The sequence below is a fragment of the Brevundimonas sp. NPDC090276 genome (assembly GCF_044772165.1).
GTDB lineage: Bacteria > Pseudomonadota > Alphaproteobacteria > Caulobacterales > Caulobacteraceae > Brevundimonas.
This window is the reverse complement of the sequence record NZ_JBIVYK010000002.1, coordinates 302,277-321,832: the sequence shown is the minus strand read 5'-3', so window position 1 is coordinate 321,832 and position 19,556 is coordinate 302,277. Positions and strand designations below refer to the sequence as shown.

Here is a 19,556-nt window from a genome sequence, read left to right as displayed (position 1 = left end):
GAGGTCATCCTTTGGTCGGGGAAAAGCGTGCGACCAGATCATAGGCCGCGCCGGGGAAGGTCTGCCACGCCCAGGTGACGCCCTGACCGTCGCGCCAGGTGCGGCGCTCCAGCCGCAGGCAAGCCGCGCCGTCGGCCAGACCCAGATGGGTCGCGGTCTCGGGGTCGGCGCCGACGGCGGAGATGCGGTGCTCGGCCTCAGTCCAGGGCATGTGGGCCAGCAGCCAGCCGCCGGGCGGCTGGGCGTTGAAGTCAGCGGCCTCGGCCTCGGGCGCGGCGCTCAGCGAGATCAGGCGGCGCTCGAAGACGAAGGGCAGGTCGTCGGCCAGATGCAGGGTCTCCAACTCGATCACCCGCTCGCCCAGGCCCTCGTCGGCGCGCGCCGGGCGGACGATGCGGCCCAGCAGGCGGTGAGCATAGGCCAGCCCTCTGCCCTCAACCTCGGACTGGATGTCGGGGATGGCGACAAGCGCGGAAGAGTGCACTGGCGGATGCGCCACCACGGTCCCGGCGCGACGACGGCGCACCACCAGAGCCCGCGCCGACAGGTCGGTCATGGCGCGCGACACGGTCATGCGGGCGCAGCCGTATTCGGCCGTCAACTCGGCCTCGGTCGGGATACGGAAGCCCGGCCGCCACTCGCCCGAGGCGATGCGGCGCTCGATGTCGCCGGCGATCCGTCGATGAAGCGGCTCTTGATCCATGAATCGAAACTGCCCCTTGCGCGCAATAATGTCTAGACATAACACTGAGCCCAACACACGACGGCGGCCGACGCCGCATGGAGGATTCGATGGCCACGCCTAACACCCGCATCATCCGCAGCCCGCGCGGGTCTGAAAAGACCGCCAAGACCTGGGCGGCCGAAGCCGCCATGCGGATGCTGATGAACAACCTCGATCCCGAGGTGGCCGAGCGCCCCGAGGACCTGGTCGTCTATGGCGGCATCGGCAAGGCGGCCCGCAACTGGCAGGCCTTCGACACCATCGTCGAGCAACTGCAAAAGCTGGAAGCCGACGAGACCCTGATGGTCCAGTCGGGCAAGCCGGTCGGCGTCTTCCGCACCCACGAAGACGCCCCGCGCGTGCTGATCGCCAACTCCAACCTGGTGCCCAAGTGGGCGACCTGGGAGCATTTCAACGAGCTCGATAAGAAGGGTCTGGCCATGTACGGCCAGATGACCGCCGGGTCGTGGATCTACATCGGCACGCAGGGCATCGTTCAGGGCACCTATGAGACCTTCATGGAGGCGGGTCGCCAGCACTATGACGGCGACTGGTCGGGCAAGTGGATTCTGACGGCGGGCCTCGGCGGTATGGGCGGCGCCCAGCCTCTGGCCGCGACCATGGCCGGCGCGTCGTGCATCACCATCGAGTGCCAGCGCAGCCGCATCGAGTTCCGCCTGCGCACCCGCTACGTCGACGTCATGGCCGAAACCCTGGACGAAGCCCTGGCCCTGCTGGAGCAGTCGTTCAAGGACAAGAAACCCCTGTCGATCGGCCTCTTGGGCAATGCAGCTGATCTTTTGCCTGAAATGGTCAAGCGCGGCGTCCGCCCCGATCTGGTGACGGATCAGACCAGCGCCCACGACCCGGTCAACGGCTACCTGCCCTCGGGTTGGACCGTCGCCGAGTGGGAGGAAAAGCGCGTCAGCGACCCCGCCGCCGTCGAGGCCGCCGCGCGTCAGTCCATGGCTGTTCACGTTCAGGCCATGCTGGACTTCCACGCCCAGGGCATCCCCACCACCGACTATGGCAACAACATCCGTCAGGTCGCATTCGATCAGGGCGTGAGCAACGCCTTCGACTTCCCCGGCTTCGTGCCCGCCTATATCCGCCCGCTGTTCTGCCGCGGCATTGGACCGTTCCGCTGGGCCGCCCTGTCGGGCGATCCCGAGGACATCCGCAAAACGGATAAGGCGATGAAGAAGCTCTTCCCCGACAACGCCGGCCTGCACCGCTGGCTGGACATGGCGGGCGAGCGCATCGCCTTCCAGGGCCTGCCAGCGCGCATCTGCTGGATCGGCCTGGGCGACCGCCACCGCGCCGGTCTGATGTTCAACGAGATGGTGGCCTCGGGCGAGCTTTCCGCCCCCATCGTCATCGGCCGCGACCATCTGGACAGCGGCTCCGTCGCCAGTCCGAACCGCGAGACCGAGGCCATGATGGACGGCTCGGACGCCGTCAGCGACTGGCCCCTGCTGAACGCCCTGTTGAACACGGCGTCGGGCGCCAGTTGGGTGTCGCTGCACCACGGCGGCGGGGTCGGCATGGGCTATTCGCAGCACTCGGGCGTCGTCATCGTCGCCGACGGCACGCCGGAAGCGGCCAAGCGGCTGGAGCGCGTCCTGTGGAATGACCCGGCCACGGGCGTCATGCGCCACGCCGACGCCGGATATGAAATCGCCAAGGACGCCGCGCGCGAACACGGCCTGAACCTGCCCTCGCTGGACCTGTAAGCCTATGACCACCACCATCGAAATCGGCGCCGCGCCGCTCACCCTCGCCCAGCTTCGCGCCGCCCTGAACGGCCCGGTCGCCGTCAGCCTGACCGACGCCGCCTGGGCCAATGTCGAAAAGGGGGCCGCGGTCGTCGCCGCCATCCTGGCCGAGGGGCGCACGGTCTATGGCATCAACACCGGCTTCGGCCTGCTGGCCAACACCAGCATTGCGGCGGAAGACCTTGAAACCCTTCAGAAGAACCTGGTGCTCAGCCACGCCTGCGGCGTCGGCGCGCCGCTGGACGAAAACGTCACCCGCCTGCTGATGGTGCTGAAGATCGCCAGCCTGTCGAAGGGCGCCTCGGGCGTTCGCCGTCACACGCTGGAGACCCTGATCGGCATGGTCAACGCCGGGATCCTACCGCTGATCCCGTCCAAGGGGTCGGTCGGCGCCTCGGGCGATCTGGCCCCGCTGGCCCATATGAGCTGCGTCCTGATCGGCGTCGGCGAGGCCCGCTATCAGGGTCAGACGCTGGACGCGGTTTCGGCTCTGGCCAAGGCCGGTCTGAAGCCGGTCGTCCTGGGCCCCAAGGAAGGTCTGGCCCTGCTGAACGGCACCCAGTGCTCGACGGCCCTGGCCCTGACCGGCCTGTTCGCCGCCGAGGACGTCTTCGCCGCCGCCGTCGCCGCCGGCGGCCTGTCGGTCGACGCCCTGCTGGGCTCGGACGCGCCGTTCGACCATCGCATCCACGCCCTGCGCGGTCAGCCGGGTCAGATCGACGTGGCCCGTCGCCTGCGTGAACTGCTGACCGGCAGCGCCATCCGCGACAGCCACCGCCACGACTGCGCCAAGGTGCAGGACCCCTACTCGCTGCGCTGCCAGCCGCAGGTCATGGGCGCAACGCTGGACGTGCTGCGCAACGCCGCCGCCATGCTGGAGCGTGAAGCCAACGCCGTGACCGACAATCCGCTGGTCTTTATCGAGGACGGCGACGTCATCTCGGGCGGCAACTTCCACGCGGAACCCGTGGCCTACGCCGCCGACCAGATTGCCATGGTCCTGTGCGAGATCGGCAACATCTCCGAGCGTCGCACCTCGATCCTGGTGGACCCCAAGATGACCGATCTGCCCGCCTTCCTGGTCAAGGACAGCGGCGTGAACTCGGGCTTCATGATCGCCCAGGTGACGGCGGCGGCCCTGGTGGCCGAGAACCGCATGGTCGCCCACCCCTGCGTCATCGACACCGTGCCGACCAGCGCCAATCAGGAAGACCACGTGTCGATGGCCACCCACGGCGCGCGTCGCCTGCTGGACATGGCCGCCAATACCGCGACCGTGGTTGGCATCGAACTGCTGGCCGCAGCCCAAGGCATCGACTTCCGTCGTCCGCTGACCTCGTCGCCGGAGTTGGAGCAGACCTACGCCATCGTGCGCGAGGCGGCCCCTGCCTATGACCAGGACCGTTACTTCGCGCCCGACATCGCCCGCGCAACGGACGGGGTGCGGGCCGGTCGCTACCGCGCCTTCGCCGGCGACCTGCTGCCCTCAGCGTAAATCCGGGCTAAAACCCCGCACATGGACACCATCAAGCACTGGTCGAAGGTGGAGTATCTCCACCAGAGCGTGACCAACCCGAACATCCATGTGCGGGGTCAGCACTCCTATTACAGCGACGCCTGGACCGGCGATTTCCAGTCCAGCGTCGTGCGCTACCTCTATGGCGACGCCTACAGCCTGGCCGCCTGGGAATCCCAGTGGCCGGTCGATCAGTTGCACATCGGCGACTATGTCTGCATCGGCGCCGAGGCCGTCATCCTGATGGGCGGCAACCACACCCACCGCACCGACTGGTTCAGCCTCTATCCCTTCCTTGAGGTCATCGGCGACGCCTATGTCGGCAAGGGCGACACGCGGATTGAGGACGGCGCCTGGATCGGCATGCGGGCCATGATCATGCCGGGCGTCACCATCGGCGAAGGCGCCGTAGTGGCCTCAGGGGCCATCGTCACGCGAGACGTCGAGCCCTACGCCATCGTCGCCGGCAACCCGGCCAAGCCGGTTCGCAGCCGGTTCGACGCCAACACGACGGCGATGCTGCTAGGCTTGCGCATCTACGACTGGCCGCAGGAGAAGTTCGAGGTCCTGCGCCCGCTGCTGACGGCCTCCGACCCGCAGGCGCTGCGCGAAGCGGTCGCGGCCTACGACGCGGATCGCTGAAGCCTTCGGCGTGAACCTCCTCAGGCTCTGATCGTTTCAGGATGTGCGCGGCGTTTTCCTCGCGTGCGATCGGAGCCATCCGCATGAAGGGCGTTCTTGCCAGCGGACTGGCGCTCGGCCTCACAGCTTTCACGGCCGGGGGTTGGGCGGCGTGGAACTCCACCGCCATCGCCCATCGCGATGTGGTCGGCGGCGTCATGCATATCGAGGTGGTCGCGCCGAGAGAACCCGACCTTCCGGCCCCTTCCATCATCGCGGTCGGCGAATTGCGGGACGGCTACATCCACGACCCGCAGCAGTTGCAGCCGCCCGCTATCCTCGATGCGGAATACGCCTATCTCGACGACGCCTGGGCGGACCCCGAGCCCTCGTTTGAGCCGCCGCCACCAGTCGAGGGCGGTCTGGTGTGGACAAGCTTGCGACCGACCGCCCCGCCACGGCTGGAGCCGCACGACTACAGCTACGGCTTCGATCAGCCCCTGGCCGACGCGGCTGCAGGGGATGCGGGCGCATCGTCGCCGAACGCGCCCGCCAATACGTCCCCCTGGGACGAAAGTGGCCTCGACTAGAGCCGTCGAGGCCGCCGCATCATCAACGACGCGAGGTGACGCTCAGGGTGTAATCGCCCTCTTCCGACGAGCTGAGCGTGTTGGCGCGGATCGAATAGGTGCCAGGGCGCAGGTTCTGCACGATCTGGGCGCTGGTGCCGCCGCCACTGTCGTCGTCGGTCGCCAGGGAGTCTCCGTCGCACTGCGGACCTTCATAGAGGCCCAGATAGGCGTCGAAGTCGCCCGAATCCAGACGGACGGCGACGCTGCCCGCGCGCGCGATGGTCAGGGCGTAGCAGTCGTAGAAGGAGCCGTCGTCGGCGCGACGGTCGCTGAACTCCAGACGGCCCGAACGGCTTTCACCGACCGAAATCGGCAGGACCTGAGTGGTCGGACGGATGCGCTCGCCGGCCGAGACGCGCAGCTCATAGCGGCCGGTCTCGCCCTCGCTCAGGGTGTTGGCCTTGATGATCCACAGGCCGCCGCTGGAGGCGAAACGGACCTGCGAGTTGGTGCCCATGTCGGGACCGTCATCGTTGGACACCGAGGTGTCGTCGCAGTCGGCGCCAGCGCCGGCCGAGAGATAGGTGTCGAAGTCCGAAGAGCTGAGCGTGACCGTATAGGCCTCGTTCGGGTTGGTCTGGATGACGTAGCAACGGTAGTGCGAGCCGTCGCCCATGCGGGCGTCCTTGGCGCTGAAGTTGCCCTGGATCGTCTGGCCGGGGCGGATGCTGCTCTGGGCCGAGGCCGCGCCGGCGACGGCCAGAGCCGAAGCCAGAACCGTCGTCATCAGAAGAGTGCGCATAGAGGGGGAGTCTCCGTGGATGTTCCGAAACAGCGCCTTAATCTGAGCGCCTAAACAGTTGATTTATTTTACACATAGCAAGGGCACGCGTTTCAGCGCCGCCACGCTGGCGGCGTTGGTGCAAAAGCAGACCGTACGCAGTTGCCGGATCACGGTCTGGAAGTGGGCGACCACCGCCTCGGTGGAGACGGTCGCCGCCTGAATGACGCCCGAGGCCATGCCTATCACGTCGGCGCCCAGGCGGACGGCCTTGGCCACATCGACGCCGTCGCGGACGCCGCCTGAGCCGATGATCAGGGCGTCGGGCAAGGCGTTGCGGGCCTCGGCGATGGCGCGGGCGCTGGGGATGCCCCAGGCGGCGAAGGCGGCGGCGTGGGCCTTGTCCACCGCCTCGGTCGCGCGCTCGCCCTCGATCAGACCCCAGTTGGCGCCGCCGGCCCCGGCCACATCGACGCCCGCCGCGCCCATGGCGATCAGGCGCTGGGCGGTGACGGCGGATATGCCCGCTCCGGTCTCCTTGACGATGACCGGCGCGTCCAGATCGCGGATCAGGGCCTGAAGCGCCGCGCCGACGCCCCACCAGTCGCGGTCGCCCTCAGGCTGACAGGCCTCTTGCAAGGGGTTCAGATGCACCACCAGGGCGTCGGCCCCGATCATGTCCATCGCCCGCTGGGCCTGATCGACGCCGAAACCGCGCGTCAACTGGGCCGCGCCGATATTGGCCAGGATCGGCGTATCGGGTGCCCGGTCGCGCAAGGAGCGATCCAGCCCGCCGGTCGCCCCGCCCTCGATGGCCGCGCGCTGCGAGCCGACGGCCAGGGCGATGCCCAGATGCTGCGCCGCCTCGGCCAGACGGGCGTTGATGGCCTCGGCCCGCGCAGGTCCGCCGGTCATGGCGCTGATCAGCAGGGGGGCCTGAAGCCGCCGCGCCAGGAAGTCTGCGCCGAGGTCGATCTTGGCGTGGTCCAGATCCGGCAAGGCCTCGTGGACGAAGCGCCAGTCATCAAAGCCCGACGCCAGGGCGTGCCGCCCGCCGCCAGACAGCACCACGTCGAGGTGCTGGTCCTTGCGGCCCAGAATCAGGTCGTCGCTCATCTGCGCAACCTCAGGGCTGGCGCTCGACCATAAGGACATAGTCGCCGGTCGATCCGGCGGCGAAGCTGCGGGCGCGCACGACATAGGTCCCGTCGCGCGGCGCGGTCCAGTCGAGACGGGCGTGGGTGTCCGACAGGCTGTCGTCGTCCTCGGCCAGGCTGCGGAAGTCGCCCTCCTTGTCCTCGCCCACTTCGACGAAGGCGTCGAAGGCAGGGGAGATCATGGTGAAGCGCAGCTTCTCGTCGGCCTTGGCCTTGAAGGTGTAGGCGTCGAACGAGACGCCTTCGTCGTTCATGGCGTCATTGTCGCTCAGGCTGCCGCGCGCCGTCGAACCGACCAGCAGGCTGCCCGGACCGGGCTCCGGCCCCCGATCTGCAAACTCGAGCGAATACAGCCCCTTACCGCTGCTGGAATAAGGCAGGGCACGAAGGATGTAGTCGCCGTCTTCAGGCAGGGTGAAGGTCAGGCGGGCGTCTGTGCCCTGACGCAGACCATCATCGTCGCTGGCCAGCTCCTCGAACTCCTCGCCCGCCTTGCCGACCTGCAACAGGGCGTCGAAATCGCCGGAGCGCATGATGGCCTGAACGCGCTGCCCCTCGGTCCCGCTGAAGGCGTAGCCGTCGAACAGGCGCCCGGCGTCGTCGGTCGCGCCACCTTCCTTCAGGTCGCCCTGAATCGTCTGGCCAAAGCTGATGGCGGTCGGCGGCGGCGGCGGGGCCACCTCTTCCAGTTTCAGGTCGTAGCTGCCCGTAGCGTCCGAGAAGCCGCGCGCCTCGATCAGATAGTCGCCGTCGTCGGGCAGGACGAATGTCAGGCGAGCGTTCAGTTCGCCGCCGCTGTCATCGTCGGTCGCCAGGCTGTTGTGGTTGGCGTCGAACAGTTCGAGGTAGCTGTCGAAATCATCGGCCTTCAGGCTGATAGCCACGCGCTGCCCGGCGCGGCCGGTGAAGCGATAGAGATCGGCGGGGGCGCCGGCATCGCTCTGGGCGCTGTCCTCGTCCAGACGGCCGCTGACCTCGTCGCCTATGGCGATGGGCCGGGTTGCGGGGGCCGGGGGCCCCTGCTCCAGCGACAGGCGATAGTCGCCCTCGGCGCCGGTGCTGATCGAGGCGGCCTGGATCACATATTCACCGGCCTGGGGCGCCGTGAAGACCAGATAGGAGTTCAGGCCCTTGCCCGCGCCGTCATCGTTCTGGGCCGACTGCACGAAGGCGCCGTTGACCACACGGCCCACGCGAACCACCGGGTCGAAGTCGTCGGATTCCAGCAACACCGCCACGCGATCACCGGCGTTGGCGCGGAAGGCGTAGGCGTCGAAGACGTTGCCATCCTCATCCTCTGCGTCGCCGCTGGTCAGGCGGCCCGACACGTCGCCGCCGACGGAAATCCGTCCCGGACGCGGTTGGCGCGGCGCCACCCGCTCGCTGAGCGCTAGGGTATAGGCGCCGCTTGCCAGACCCGAATAGGGCCGCGCGCGGACGATATAGACGCCGTCGGTCTCGGGCGTGAAGCGCAGGCGGGCGTTCATGCCGCTGCCGGCGCCGTCGTCGTCGGTCGCGAGCGGCTCGCCCGAGGTGCGGCCTTCGGCGTAGATGGCCAGGAAGGAATCGAAGTCGCTGCTGCGCAGTTCGGCCTGCAAGCGCTGACCGGCGCTCAGTTGCACCCGATAGTCGTCATAGCGGTAGGCGTCGCCGCCGCGGGTCCGCGCGTCCCCCTCTTCCAGCCGTCCGCGAACCTCGGCGCCGATACGGATGTCGGTCGCGGTCTGGGCCAAGACGGAGCCGGACGACAGCAGGGCGATGGCGCTGACCGCCCCGAACAGGGCCGCGAACTGAGAATGACGCATGAAAACCTCTTTGCTGGCGCTATCATAGACGCCGAACCGCAGCGGCTGTAAATCGCGGCCACGCTTTCCAGTTCCCAAGCCCTTGGAGCCGATCATGGCTGACGAACCCGCCCGCGCCTCGCTCATCGACGGCAAGGCCTTCTCGCAGACCCTGGTGTCGCGCGTGGCCGCAGCCGCGGCCCGGCTGGAAACCGCCCATCGCGTCAAGCCAGGCCTGGCCGTGGTCATCGTCGGCGAAGACCCCGCCAGCCAGCTCTATGTCCGCAACAAGGGCGAGACGACGCTGAAGGCCGGTATGCGCTCGGACACCCACCGCCTGCCCGACACGACCACGCAGGAGGAACTGCTGGCCCTGATCGCGCAGTTGAACGGCGACGCGGGCATCCACGGCATTCTGGTGCAACTGCCCCTGCCGAAGCATATCGATTCGGCGTCGGTCCTCGGCGCCATCGACCCGGACAAGGACGTGGACGGCTTTCACGTGGTCAACGTCGGGCGCCTGGCGGTCGGCCTGCCTGGGATGATCCCCTGCACCCCCCTGGGCAGCCTGATGATGCTCAAGGACCAACTCGGCGACCTGTCAGGTCTGAACGCCGTCATCGTCGGGCGCTCCAACATCGTCGGCAAGCCCATGGCGCAGCTGCTGCTGGGTGAAAGCTGCACCGTCACCATCGCCCACTCGCGCACGCGCGACCTACCCGCCCTGTGCCGCACCGCCGACATTCTGGTGGCCGCCGTGGGTCGCCCGGAAATGATCAAGGGCGACTGGATCAAGCCGGGCGCCACCGTCATCGACGTGGGCATCAACCGTGTCCCCTCCAAGGACCCGGTCAAGGCCGCCGAGGGCAAGACCCGCGTGGTCGGCGATGTGGACTTCGCCGAGGCGGTCGAGGTCGCCGGGCGCATCACCCCGGTCCCCGGCGGCGTCGGCCCCATGACCATCGCCTGCCTGTTGGCCAATACCTATACCGCCGCCTGCCGCGCCGCGGGCGTGACGCCGGAAGACCTGAACAGCTGAGCCTTTTACGAAAAATCCGGCCTTGAAGCGGAGCCTTTCGGCTCCGATAGTCTTTAGCGGATCAGCGGTCCTGCCGACCGCCCCAGAGGACATATCTCATGGCTGGATTCTCGCCCCGTCTCGCGGCCGTCGCCGCCGTCGTCGTCCTGACCCCCGCCGTGGCGGGTTGCGGCTACAACACCATTCCGACCAAGCAGGAACGGGCCGAGGCGGCCTGGGCCGACGTGCAGAGCCAGTATCAGCGCCGGGCCGATCTGGTGCCGAACCTGGTCGCCACCGTCCAGGGCGCGGCCATTCAGGAACGCACCACCCTGACCCAGGTGATCGAGGCGCGCGCCAAGGCCACCAGCGTCAACATCGACGCCTCCAAGTTGGACGACCCTGCCGCCTTCCAGCAGTACCAGCAGGCGCAAGGTGAACTGTCGTCCGCCCTGTCGCGGTTGCTGGTGACGGTCGAGGCCTATCCCCAGCTTCAGGCCAACCAGAACTTCCTGACCCTGCAGTCGCAGTTGGAAGGCACCGAGAACCGCATCGCCGTGGCGCGTCGCGACTACAACGAGGCCGTGCGCGACTACAACACGAGCCTGCGCACCTTCCCGACGGTGATCTGGGCCAAGACCTTGCATGGCGGCTCCAAGCCGATGCAGCTGTTCACCGCCACCGCCGAGGCCCAGAGCGCCCCGAGCGTGAACTTCAACCTCGGCGTTCCCGGCGCCCAACCCGGTGGCGGCGCGCCCGCCAGCACGCCCGGGGCCGCACCCGGCTCGCCGCCGCCTGCGGCGGCTCCGGCGGCCGCTCCGGCGGCCTGACCCGTCTGACATGACCCCTTCCGCCCTCGCCGTGAGGGACCGGCCAGCGTCGGGTCTGATCCCGGCCCTGCTGCTCGGCCTCGTCCTGTGGCTAACGGCCCTGCCCGCCCTGGCCGCCGAGATTCAGTTCCCGGCCCTGACAGGGCGTGTGGTCGACGACGCCCAGCTGCTGACGCCGGAACAGGAACAGGCCCTGACCGGCAAGCTGGCCACGCTGGAACAGCAGACCGGCGATCAACTGGTCGTCGTCACCCTGCCCTCGCTTCAGGATCAGGAGATCGAGGACTTCGGCTATCAACTGGGCCGACACTGGGGCATCGGTCAGAAGGAAAACGACGGCGGCGCCCTGCTGATCGTCGCCCCGACCGAGCGCAAGGTGCGGATCGAGGTCGGCTATGGCCTGGAGGGGGTGCTGACCGACGCCTACTCCTCGCTGATCATCCGCAACGACATCCTGCCGGCCTTCCGCACGGGCGACTACGCCGCCGGCATCATTGCCGGGACCGACGCCATCATCGCCCAGCTGACCGCCGATCCGGCCGAGGCCCAGGCCCGCGCGGCCGAGGCGAAAAGCGCGGCCAGCGAGCGCGAGAAGCCGATCCTGCCCGCCCTGATCATCTTCCTGATCTTCTTCTTCCTGTTCATCAGCCTGGTCGGGGCGGCAGCGGGCGGCCGCAGACGTCGCGGAAAAGGCGACGGCCTGACCCCCATTCTGATCTGGGCCGCCAGCGAAGCGCTGAAGAACCAGGGCCGCGGCGGTCGCGGAGGCGGCGGCTGGGGCGGCGGAGGCGGTTTCGGCGGCGGTGGATTTGGCGGAGGCGGCGGCGGCTTCGGCGGCGGCGGCGCCTCGGGGGGATGGTGATGCAGTTCACGACCGACGACCACGCCCGCGTAGCCGAGGCCATCGCCCGCGCCGAGGCGAACACCTCGGGCGAGATCTTCTGCGTCGTGGCGCGGCAGGTGTCGTCCTATCGCGACGTCAGCCTGGCCTGGGCTGCGGCGGCGGCCTTGCTGCTGCCGCTGGGCCTGATCCCCCTGGGCTTCGGCGCCCAGTGGCTGCCCAATCTGGCGGGTCTGGGCAGCGCCGACTGGCAGGCGGCCCATGCCGCTGCGCGCGAGGTCGAGATCGGACAGGCCCTGGCCGCCTACGCCCTGGTGCAGGCGGCGGTCTTCCTCAGCGTCTTCCTGCTGAGCCTGATCCCCGCCGTGCGGCGGCTGCTCACCCCCGTCGCCTTGCGTCGCACCCGCGTCCGCCGCGCCGCCATGCAGCAGTTCCTGGCGCACGGTCTGCACGTCACCGAGGCGCGGACCGGGGTGCTGATCTTCGCCGCCCTGGCCGATCATCAGGTCGAGGTCATCGCCGACGAAGGCATCCACGCCTGCGTCAGTCCCGAGGTCTGGGCCGACACCGTCGCGGCCCTGACCGCCGGCCTGCGCCGCGATCAGCCGGTCGAAGGCATGCAGCAGGCCATCGCCCTGTGTGGTCAGGTTCTGGCGGAACAGTTTCCGCCGCGAGCCGCTGATATCAACGAGGTCCCCGACCGTCTGGTTGTCATCTAAACCGGATAAACCGGCGGCGGGATCGACCGCGCCGACAAGGACCCATGCCCAGACTCGTCACCTATAATGTGCACCGCTGCGTCGGCGTCGACCGCAAGCTGGACGTAGCGCGCATAGCCGCCGTCATCGCCGAGCTGGAGCCGGACATCGTCTGCCTGCAGGAACTGGACGTCGGGCGCGCCCGCACCAATGGCGTCGATCAGGCCCACGCCATCGCCGAGCGCCTGTCGATGGGTTTCCACTTCCATCCGGCCATGACCATCGAGGCCGAGCTCTATGGCGACGCCATCCTGACGGCGCGGCCTGAACGCCTGATCCGCGCCGCCGCCCTGCCGACCTTGCCCAATCTGCGGGGTCTGGAGCCGCGCGGCGCCCTGTGGTCGGCCATCGATTTCGACGGGACCATCCTGAACGTCTTCAACACCCATTTCGGTCTGGTGCCGCGCGAGCAGCGGATGCAGGCGGCGGCCCTGGTGGGGCCGGACTGGCTGGGCGATTCGCGCTGCATGGGGCCGACCCTGCTGACCGGGGACTTTAACGCCACCTCGATCACCCGGCCCTATCATGCCCTGACGCGGCGGCTGGCCGACGCTCAGCGCCAACTGGGGCTGAAACCCTCCGTGAAGACCTTCCCCTCCAGCTTTCCCGCCATCCGCATCGACCACTGTTTCGTCAGCCCCGAAATTCGGGTGACAGGCGCCATGACCCCGCTGCACCCGTTGGCGCGCACGGCCTCGGACCACCTGCCGCTCGCGATCGACTTCGAGTTTCAGTCGCCTGCCTGAGGCCCTTTAAGTCGGGGCCGATGCGAGCGGTTCAACCGCTTCCACGGCCGCCAGGCGTCCATCGACGAGCCGGGATCGCCCAACTGCCATTCAGCGATCATGCGCTGGGCGGCGCTGGGCGGGTCCGACCCCAGCACCGTCATCCGGTCCGCGCCGAAGGTCTGGACCGCCTGTCCGACCGAGCCCATCACCGCCTCAGCCTGGGCGAAGTCCTCGCCTGAGACGCCAAGGAAGTGGCCGATCGAGCGCTGGCGGAAACGCCTCACCGCCTCGCGCCCCTCTTCCGTCGTCGGCTCGGCGGCCACGTCACATTCAGTATCGAGCCCCTGCGAGCGGTTGTTCAGATTGGTCGAGCCGATCCGCAGTAGACGGTCGTCGATCACCGACATCTTGGCGTGGACGATGATCCGGTCGCCGCCGATCGTGCGGGGGCTGAAGGCGAAGAAGCGATTGTAGCGATCGGCCTGCTCCAGCCGGTACAGGACCTCGGCGCGAGCCGTATCCATGGTCAGACTGTCGAACCAGCTGGGACTGCGTCCCGTCGAAACCAGCACCACTTCCGGCCCGTCCGGCTCGGCCAGCCGTTCAGCCAGAGCGGCGGCGATGACCGGCGAGGTGAAGTACTGGTTCTCCAGATAGATCAGCCGTCTGGCCCGGCGGATGGAGTCCAGGTGAAGCGCCTCGTTTTCGCGCACCTCGGGCCGGCCGCGCACGCGCGGTTCGGTGCGGGCGATGCCGACCGGCACGTCGATCAGGCTCGGCTCGACCCCGTCGGGCCAGGGATCGCTCTCAACCTGATCCGGCAAGGTCCGCTCCCAGGTGGCCCGGTACCAGCGCTCGCGCGCCAGGTCGCCCAGAGCCAAGGCCGCCGGTCCGTCCATCACGCACATGACCTCATGCCGAGGGGCGCTGAACAGGCCCGTGGGCTGGCAGCGGCGTGGATCGTTGTCCAAATGCTCGGCGGTGTCCCAGCGGTCCGTGGCGATGTCGCCGCCGCCGCAGAAGGCCACCTTATCGTCGATGACAATCACCTTCTGATGGTGGCAGGCGCCCAGAATGCCGGGCTTGTCGAGGCGGAACTCGACCGTGCGCTTGCGGAACCAGCGCTGCGCCTTGTGCGGATAAAAACCCTGCGAGGCGGCAATCAGCAGCGGCGATTTCCAGATCAGCAGCCGCACGTCCAGCTCGGGCTTCTCGCGCACCAGCATCCGCAGTTGATGGCCGATCTCGCCGCGTCGGTCGGTCAGCGGAGATTCAGGATCGAGCCTCGTCCTTGGGTCGAACTGCCAACCCAGGATGACGATCGAAGTGGTCGCCTTCTGCAAGGCCGAGGCCAGGGCGTCGAAATAGGCGTTGTTCTCCATCAGCGGCGTGAAACGGTTCGCCGTCGCCACGCGCCAGCAGTCGCGCCCGGGATCGAGCAGGCTGCCTTCATAGGTGTCGCCCTGGTCGTGCATGCGGCCCTAGCTGCCTGATTCGCGTGACGATCCGCCCAGCGTCCGTTGTTACAGTGACGCTGCCATGATTTTCGTTCCACGCCCCTCGATCAATGGCCCCGCTTCATATTGCCGCCTCATTGTAAAACCAGCCCGCGTCTGCCATAACGCGGCCATGCAAATGCTGCTGGAAATGCTGGCTGGCCTGATTGCGATGCTCGCTGCGGCGGCGTTGTCGCAGTTTGGCGTCGATCTGCATGCGCCACAGCACGCTGATCGCGAGATTCAGCGCGTACAGGACTGCAAGGACAAGCCCGCCGCCACCATCACGGTCGCTGCGCCCAGCGACTGCTGATACGGCCTTTTCAGCGGCGATCATCCCCGATCTTCCCACTGAATCCCTGCGTCCGAGCCTTTGCGCGACCGGATCGAGCCGCTAGGGTCCAATCCCTCCGCGCGCCCTCGCCGCGTTTCCGGCGAATAGTGATCGAGATCGACGCCCCATGAAGTCCAGCCATCGGCCGCCGCTCAACCTTTCCGACCCGGAACCGGGCGACGGCCCCGACGAATCCGTCCACGTCGTCCCCGCCGACGATACGCCCGAGTTCGCGCAAGAAGAGGCGCTGGAGCTTGAACGCGCGCCCGAGCCGGAGCGCCCCATGTCCGAGCGCCGTCGTCGCCGCCTGCTGGAGGAACAGCGACTGGCCGATGAGCGCGCCGCCGCCCTGCACGCCCAGCCCGCGTCCGACCTGCCCCCGTTTGCGGTTTCGGCCGATGCGCCGCCCGCCGTCGTCGACGAAGCGCCGCCGCCCGCCCCCATCGCCGCCCCGACTTCAAGCCGCCGCGCCCCCGCCGCGCGCCCCGGCGGCAACCCCTATATGATCGCCGGCCTGGCTTCGGCCCTGTGGATCGGCGGCGTCGCCTCCTGGTTCGCTTATGAGTTCGGGTCAGGCGCAGTCGAGCTGGAGCCCCTGCGGCTCGCCGTCTACGCCCTGATCGCCCTGGCCCCTGCCGGTCTGGCCATCATGCTGGCCCACGCGGTGCGTCAGGGCGCCAATCTGGCCTCCGAGACGCGCCGCGCCCGCGACATGGCCGAGGCCCTGGTCGGGCCGACCGCTTTGGCCGCCCATCAGACGGGTCAGGTGCTGACCTCCCTGCGCGGCGACATCGATCAGGCCGCCCTGGCCGCCGAGCGCGCGCGCAACGACATGGCCCTGTTGCGCGAGGTCCTGGCCCAGGAAACCGTCCGCCTGAACGAGGCCGCTGAGAGCGCCGGTCGCACCGCCCGCCGCCTGACGGATCAGTTGGGCCGCGAACGCGAGCAACTCGGTGCCCTCGGCGTGCAACTGGACAGCCAGGCGACCGGCGTCGTCGACGCCGTCGAGCGCCAGTCGCGCATGGTGGTGGACGCCTCCGACCTGGCCCAGACCCAACTGCGTGAAGCCGAGGCCGCTCTGGCCGCCCGCGCCGCCGACCTGGCCGCCGCCGCCAACGAGGCCCAGGACGCCGCCCGCGCCGCCGCCGATGACCTGGCCCGCCAGACGCTGCGTCTGGAGACCGCCGGAACCGGCGTCGCCGAACAGATCCAGTCGGTCGAGGAAGGCCTGAGCCAGCAACGCGCTTCGCTGGTCACCGCCGCCTATGCCCTACGCACCGACCAAGAGGACTTCTCGGCACAGATCGAGAGCCAGCGCGCCCAGTTCACCGAGCAACTGTCCCTGACACGCAGCGCCGCCAGCGAACTGAACCAAACCAGCGGCGACGTCAGCGACGCCCTGAAGGCCCAGGTCGAGGCGGTCACCGATCAGTTCCGCGCCCTTGTGGATCTATCGCAGCGCGAGGCCGACGGCTTCGACCACGCCACCAAGCTGGCGCTGGACCGCTTCGAGGCCTTGGCCGCCGAGGCCCGCGACCTGCTGGTCGAGGAGACTCGACGCGCCCTCTCGGCCCTGCAGGCCACCGCCGAGGAGCAGCGCGCGGCCGCCACCGCCGCCATCGAACAGGCCCAGATCCGTGCTGATCGCCTGGGCGAATCCCTGTTCGACGCCGCCCATAAGGCCGACGAAGCCGCCGAGGCCCGCATCGACGGCGCCCGCAAGATCGTCAACCAGACGGCCGACATGGTCGATCTGACCGGCGAGAAGGTCATCGAACGTCTGGAGGGCACGCTGGAGCGGATGACCGCCGCCCTGGCCCAGGTCGAGACGGCCGTCGCCGACATGGACGACCGCGCCAGCCGCCTCCCGGAAGAAGCCGCCGCCCGCGTCAACGCCGTGCGCGCCTCGGTCGAAAGCGGCCTCTCCGCCCTGTCCGCCGCCTCACGCAAGGCCGCCGAGGACACCGAGGCCCTCGAATCCGGCTTCCAGGACCGTGTGCGTCGCAACTACGAGATGCTGACCGAGGCCGTCCGCGTCATGGGCGTGGTGTCGGGCGACACCCCGGCCAGCCGCCGCCGCGAGCCCCTGCTGTCCACGCCCGCGCCGGAAACGCCGCGTTACAAGCCGCGCCCCGTCGAGCCGAAGCCCGAGCCCAAGCCGGAGCCCAAGGAGCGCGGGTTCGGCCTGCGTGGGCGCCTGCGGCTGGAGCCGACCAGCGACGAAAGCCCAGTCGCGTCACCCGCGCCGACGCCTGGCAAGGACGAGGCCCTGGACTGGAACGATCTGGCCAACGATCACGATCAGGAGGCCTATGAAGCGCCTCTTGAGCTGGACGCGCCTGTCGCGGCGCCGGTCGACGCCGCCGCCCTGGCTGACCGCATCACCGCCGCCATCCGTCGCATGGGGGTCGATCCCAACGCCCTGCTGCCGCGCGCCCGCATTGAGGAAGCCGCCCGCGCCCTGGCCGGACAGGACCCCGACCGGGCCCGCCAGATCGTGCGCCGCGTCGCCCCGGCCGCCGTGCGCAGCGTCTCGCGCCGCATTCTGGCCGACGCTGAACTGCGCGCCGACGCCGATGCCTATGTCCGCGCTTTCGGGTTGGAGATGCAGGATCACGCGCACCGCGGCGACGCCCACGACGTGCAGGCGCGTCTGGCGACCGACGAGGGCCGCGCCTTCATGCTGCTCGACGCCGCCATCGGCGACCTCGGCTAGGCCCCGCCGCAAAGCTGTCACATTTTATCCCGGCGGGCTTGACCTCTCGCCGGGTTTGACCGCACCGTTCCGGTCGCTGTCGCGTTAGTGTCACACAGGGTGGACTCCTTGCTGGATATGGACAACGGGCTTCGCCCTGATCGACGTCCCGCCATCGCCATCTGCGCCTGGGATCCCGGCTTTACCGCCTGGGACCCGGTTGAAGACCTGTCGGGTGATCCCTGGAGCCCGGTCGGGGCCCGCACCCTGCCGGTATCCGGCGACGTCTCCGCCGAAGCCCTCGCCGCCCGCCTGAGCGCCCTGATCGCCAGCGGCGAATGCGGCGCCCTGCTGCTGGTCGGCCGCACCGCCCATCCCGGCACCTTCCGCTTGCAGACCCGCGCCGAAAACAAGAGCCTGACCGGGGCTGAGCGGCTGGACCACACCGGCCCCGGTGTGGTTCGCGCCACCGCCCCCGCCGCCGAGATCGTCCGCGATCTGAGCGCTGCAGGCCTGACAGCCCTGGCCGCCTCGGACGCCGAGGAGGATGCGGGCAGCTATATCCTGTATCGCATTCTGAACGATCTGCCGGACGGCGCGGCCTCGCCCGCCATCGGCCTTATCCGCGCGCCGTCCAATGTCCCGGACGCCAAGGTGCAAGTGGCGGTCAAGGCAGCGGCCTCGGTCATCGCCCGCCACCTGGCGCCCCTGCCCCGCTCCAGCGCCGCCTAACGCCTCGCCAGCCGCGACTGCAGGAGCACTCCGGCCAGCCCACCGATCGCCGCCAGCGCCGCCATGGCCAGATAGCCCTTGAGGCCGACAGCGTCGTACAACGGCCCTGACGCCGCCGTGGCGAGCCCGATCAGCACCCCCGCCGACAGCACGGAACTGAGCGTCTGCGCAGCGGTATGGCTGTCCGCCGGCGCCAACCGTTCGACGATCTGCACCCCGGCGAGATAGGTGGCGGCGAAACTAAGCGCGTGCAGGGCCTGCAAGGGCCACAACGCCCACAGCGGCGGGGCGAAGGCCATCAGGCTCCAGCGCACAACCGCCGCGCTGGCCCCGATCGACAGCATCAGCCAAGGTCCGACGCCGGCGCGCCGCCGCCACGGCTCGACCACCCACATGAAGCCGATCTCGACCAGGACGGAGAAGGCCCACAACAGACCGGTCACGCTCTCGGGAATACCCTGCCCCTTCCAGGCGATAGCCGAAAAACCGTAGTGAAAGGCGTGTGCCGCCTGCACCGCCCCGACGGCGAAGATGGCGGACATGAAGACCGGATCGACGACCAGCCGCCCGAGACCCTTGAACCGCTCCAGCCCCGGCACGCGCGGACCGTCAGTGACCGGTTCAGCGGGCAGAACGCGCCACGCCGTCACCGCGATCAGCACAGCCGCCGTGCCGATCCAGATGATGACCGCGTCGGGCGAGGCCCGCGTCAGCAGCACCCCCATGCCGATGTTGGCGACCACGAAGGCCGCCGAGCCGCAACCGCGCGGCAGGGAAAAATCGAAGCCGTCCCGTTTGGCGACGCGCAGGGTCATGACGTCGCTGAGCGGGATCAGGGCCGCCGCCGCCGTGGCCCCGACGAACCAGCAGGCGGCCCAGGCGGCGAAGCCCTGCACCAGCCCGGCCCCGCCGTAGCCCAGGGCCATGGCCAACCCCAGAAGAGCGATCGGCGTGCGCCTGTATTTGAAGCCGTCGGCCCAGACCGCCAGCAGCGGGCCGGTCACCATCCGCCCCAGCATGGGAATGGCCAGCAGGGCGCCGATCTCGGCGCCGCTCAGCCCCTGCTCGCGAAACCACAGGCCGGCGAACGGCAAGGTCACGCCGCTGGCGGCGAACAGCAGGACGTATTGCAGGGCCATGCGCGGCGCGGACTTCATCGCCGGTGCGATAGCAGACTCCGGCGAAGTTGTGGTC

The 19,556-nt window shown here is 69.0% G+C and carries 18 protein-coding genes; 11 read left to right on the top strand and 7 right to left on the bottom strand.

The annotated features are described in order from the left end of the window. Positions 1-4: 4 nt before the first annotated feature. Positions 5-703, bottom strand: a complete 699-nt coding sequence (locus ACIQTU_RS07330; RefSeq protein ID WP_400544583.1) for a UTRA domain-containing protein — start codon at positions 701-703, stop codon at positions 5-7. Positions 704-792: 89 nt separating this feature from the next. On the opposite strand from ACIQTU_RS07330, the gene hutU reads away from it, so the two are divergent. The 4 genes from hutU (at position 793) to ACIQTU_RS07310 (ending at position 5,226) form a co-directional block, all read left to right on the top strand. Beyond that, positions 793-2,457 (top strand): urocanate hydratase, encoded by a 1,665-nt coding sequence (gene hutU / locus ACIQTU_RS07325; RefSeq protein WP_400544580.1) that lies wholly within the window; start codon positions 793-795, stop codon positions 2,455-2,457. Positions 2,458-2,461: 4 nt separating this feature from the next. Then, positions 2,462-3,994, top strand: a complete 1,533-nt coding sequence (gene hutH / locus ACIQTU_RS07320; protein ID WP_400544577.1) for a histidine ammonia-lyase — start codon at positions 2,462-2,464, stop codon at positions 3,992-3,994. Between the two features lie 21 nt (positions 3,995-4,015). After that, the gene (locus tag ACIQTU_RS07315) at positions 4,016-4,657 is read left to right on the top strand and encodes a CatB-related O-acetyltransferase (protein ID WP_400544574.1); all 642 of its coding nucleotides are present in this window, start codon (positions 4,016-4,018) and stop codon (positions 4,655-4,657) included. A gap of 83 nt (positions 4,658-4,740) precedes the next feature. Beyond that, on the top strand, positions 4,741-5,226 hold the full coding sequence (locus ACIQTU_RS07310) for a hypothetical protein (RefSeq protein WP_400544571.1): 486 nt from the start codon (positions 4,741-4,743) through the stop codon (positions 5,224-5,226). A gap of 22 nt (positions 5,227-5,248) precedes the next feature. On the opposite strand, the gene ACIQTU_RS07305 is transcribed toward ACIQTU_RS07310, so the two are convergent. From ACIQTU_RS07305 to ACIQTU_RS07295, 3 genes are all read right to left on the bottom strand, one after another. Then, positions 5,249-6,010: a peptidase gene (locus tag ACIQTU_RS07305; RefSeq protein ID WP_400544568.1), complete on the bottom strand. Its 762-nt coding sequence runs from the start codon at positions 6,008-6,010 to the stop codon at positions 5,249-5,251. A gap of 63 nt (positions 6,011-6,073) precedes the next feature. Next, positions 6,074-7,105: a type 2 isopentenyl-diphosphate Delta-isomerase gene (gene fni / locus ACIQTU_RS07300; RefSeq protein WP_400544565.1), complete on the bottom strand. Its 1,032-nt coding sequence runs from the start codon at positions 7,103-7,105 to the stop codon at positions 6,074-6,076. 10 nt (positions 7,106-7,115) lie between these two features. Then, positions 7,116-8,951 carry a PPC domain-containing protein gene (locus tag ACIQTU_RS07295; protein ID WP_400544562.1) on the bottom strand — a complete coding sequence of 612 codons (1,836 nt, stop codon included), beginning with the start codon at positions 8,949-8,951 and terminating at the stop codon, positions 7,116-7,118. A gap of 94 nt (positions 8,952-9,045) precedes the next feature. On the opposite strand from ACIQTU_RS07295, the gene folD reads away from it, so the two are divergent. The 5 genes from folD to ACIQTU_RS07270 all read left to right on the top strand — a co-directional run bounded on the left by folD (position 9,046) and on the right by ACIQTU_RS07270 (position 13,123). Further along, the gene (folD, locus tag ACIQTU_RS07290; RefSeq protein ID WP_400544559.1) at positions 9,046-9,969 is read left to right on the top strand and encodes a bifunctional methylenetetrahydrofolate dehydrogenase/methenyltetrahydrofolate cyclohydrolase FolD; all 924 of its coding nucleotides are present in this window, start codon (positions 9,046-9,048) and stop codon (positions 9,967-9,969) included. Positions 9,970-10,067: 98 nt separating this feature from the next. Next, entirely contained in the window at positions 10,068-10,778 is a 711-nt protein-coding gene (locus ACIQTU_RS07285) for a LemA family protein (RefSeq protein WP_400544556.1), read from the top strand. Positions 10,779-10,788: 10 nt separating this feature from the next. Continuing rightward, positions 10,789-11,640, top strand: a complete 852-nt coding sequence (locus tag ACIQTU_RS07280; protein ID WP_400544553.1) for a TPM domain-containing protein — start codon at positions 10,789-10,791, stop codon at positions 11,638-11,640. After that, entirely contained in the window at positions 11,640-12,338 is a 699-nt protein-coding gene (locus tag ACIQTU_RS07275; RefSeq protein WP_400544550.1) for a TPM domain-containing protein, read from the top strand. Before ACIQTU_RS07280 ends, ACIQTU_RS07275 begins: the two co-directional genes overlap by 1 nt. Positions 12,339-12,382: 44 nt before the next feature. Next, complete coding sequence (locus ACIQTU_RS07270) at positions 12,383-13,123, top strand: endonuclease/exonuclease/phosphatase family protein (RefSeq protein WP_400544547.1); 741 nt, start codon at positions 12,383-12,385, stop codon at positions 13,121-13,123. On the opposite strand, the gene ACIQTU_RS07265 is transcribed toward ACIQTU_RS07270, so the two are convergent. Then, positions 13,108-14,580: a phospholipase D-like domain-containing protein gene (locus ACIQTU_RS07265; RefSeq protein WP_400544544.1), complete on the bottom strand. Its 1,473-nt coding sequence runs from the start codon at positions 14,578-14,580 to the stop codon at positions 13,108-13,110. The genes ACIQTU_RS07270 and ACIQTU_RS07265 overlap by 16 nt on opposite strands. 103 nt (positions 14,581-14,683) lie before the next feature. Next, positions 14,684-14,938 (bottom strand): hypothetical protein, encoded by a 255-nt coding sequence (locus tag ACIQTU_RS07260; protein ID WP_400544541.1) that lies wholly within the window; start codon positions 14,936-14,938, stop codon positions 14,684-14,686. A 124-nt stretch (positions 14,939-15,062) separates the two neighbouring features. Between ACIQTU_RS07260 and ACIQTU_RS07255 the strand changes: the two genes are divergently transcribed. Further along, positions 15,063-17,651 (top strand): tipN, encoded by a 2,589-nt coding sequence (locus tag ACIQTU_RS07255; protein ID WP_400544538.1) that lies wholly within the window; start codon positions 15,063-15,065, stop codon positions 17,649-17,651. 117 nt (positions 17,652-17,768) lie between these two features. Then, positions 17,769-18,362: a hypothetical protein gene (locus tag ACIQTU_RS07250; RefSeq protein WP_400544535.1), complete on the top strand. Its 594-nt coding sequence runs from the start codon at positions 17,769-17,771 to the stop codon at positions 18,360-18,362. Here the strand turns inward: ACIQTU_RS07250 and ACIQTU_RS07245 are convergent. Then, positions 18,359-19,519: an MFS transporter gene (locus ACIQTU_RS07245; protein WP_400544532.1), complete on the bottom strand. Its 1,161-nt coding sequence runs from the start codon at positions 19,517-19,519 to the stop codon at positions 18,359-18,361. The two genes, ACIQTU_RS07250 and ACIQTU_RS07245, sit on opposite strands and share 4 nt — an antisense overlap. Between the last annotated feature and the right edge of the window lie 37 nt (positions 19,520-19,556).

Coding starts and splice junctions, on each gene's coding strand:
- ACIQTU_RS07330 (WP_400544583.1), bottom strand. CDS start 703: ATGGATCAAGAGCCGCTTCATCGACGGATCGCCGGCGACATCGAGCGC.
- hutU (WP_400544580.1), top strand. CDS start 793: ATGGCCACGCCTAACACCCGCATCATCCGCAGCCCGCGCGGGTCTGAA.
- hutH (WP_400544577.1), top strand. CDS start 2,462: ATGACCACCACCATCGAAATCGGCGCCGCGCCGCTCACCCTCGCCCAG.
- ACIQTU_RS07315 (WP_400544574.1), top strand. CDS start 4,016: ATGGACACCATCAAGCACTGGTCGAAGGTGGAGTATCTCCACCAGAGC.
- ACIQTU_RS07310 (WP_400544571.1), top strand. CDS start 4,741: ATGAAGGGCGTTCTTGCCAGCGGACTGGCGCTCGGCCTCACAGCTTTC.
- ACIQTU_RS07305 (WP_400544568.1), bottom strand. CDS start 6,010: ATGCGCACTCTTCTGATGACGACGGTTCTGGCTTCGGCTCTGGCCGTC.
- fni (WP_400544565.1), bottom strand. CDS start 7,105: ATGAGCGACGACCTGATTCTGGGCCGCAAGGACCAGCACCTCGACGTG.
- ACIQTU_RS07295 (WP_400544562.1), bottom strand. CDS start 8,951: ATGCGTCATTCTCAGTTCGCGGCCCTGTTCGGGGCGGTCAGCGCCATC.
- folD (WP_400544559.1), top strand. CDS start 9,046: ATGGCTGACGAACCCGCCCGCGCCTCGCTCATCGACGGCAAGGCCTTC.
- ACIQTU_RS07285 (WP_400544556.1), top strand. CDS start 10,068: ATGGCTGGATTCTCGCCCCGTCTCGCGGCCGTCGCCGCCGTCGTCGTC.
- ACIQTU_RS07280 (WP_400544553.1), top strand. CDS start 10,789: ATGACCCCTTCCGCCCTCGCCGTGAGGGACCGGCCAGCGTCGGGTCTG.
- ACIQTU_RS07275 (WP_400544550.1), top strand. CDS start 11,640: ATGCAGTTCACGACCGACGACCACGCCCGCGTAGCCGAGGCCATCGCC.
- ACIQTU_RS07270 (WP_400544547.1), top strand. CDS start 12,383: ATGCCCAGACTCGTCACCTATAATGTGCACCGCTGCGTCGGCGTCGAC.
- ACIQTU_RS07265 (WP_400544544.1), bottom strand. CDS start 14,580: ATGCACGACCAGGGCGACACCTATGAAGGCAGCCTGCTCGATCCCGGG.
- ACIQTU_RS07260 (WP_400544541.1), bottom strand. CDS start 14,938: ATGATCGCCGCTGAAAAGGCCGTATCAGCAGTCGCTGGGCGCAGCGAC.
- ACIQTU_RS07255 (WP_400544538.1), top strand. CDS start 15,063: ATGAAGTCCAGCCATCGGCCGCCGCTCAACCTTTCCGACCCGGAACCG.
- ACIQTU_RS07250 (WP_400544535.1), top strand. CDS start 17,769: ATGGACAACGGGCTTCGCCCTGATCGACGTCCCGCCATCGCCATCTGC.
- ACIQTU_RS07245 (WP_400544532.1), bottom strand. CDS start 19,519: ATGAAGTCCGCGCCGCGCATGGCCCTGCAATACGTCCTGCTGTTCGCC.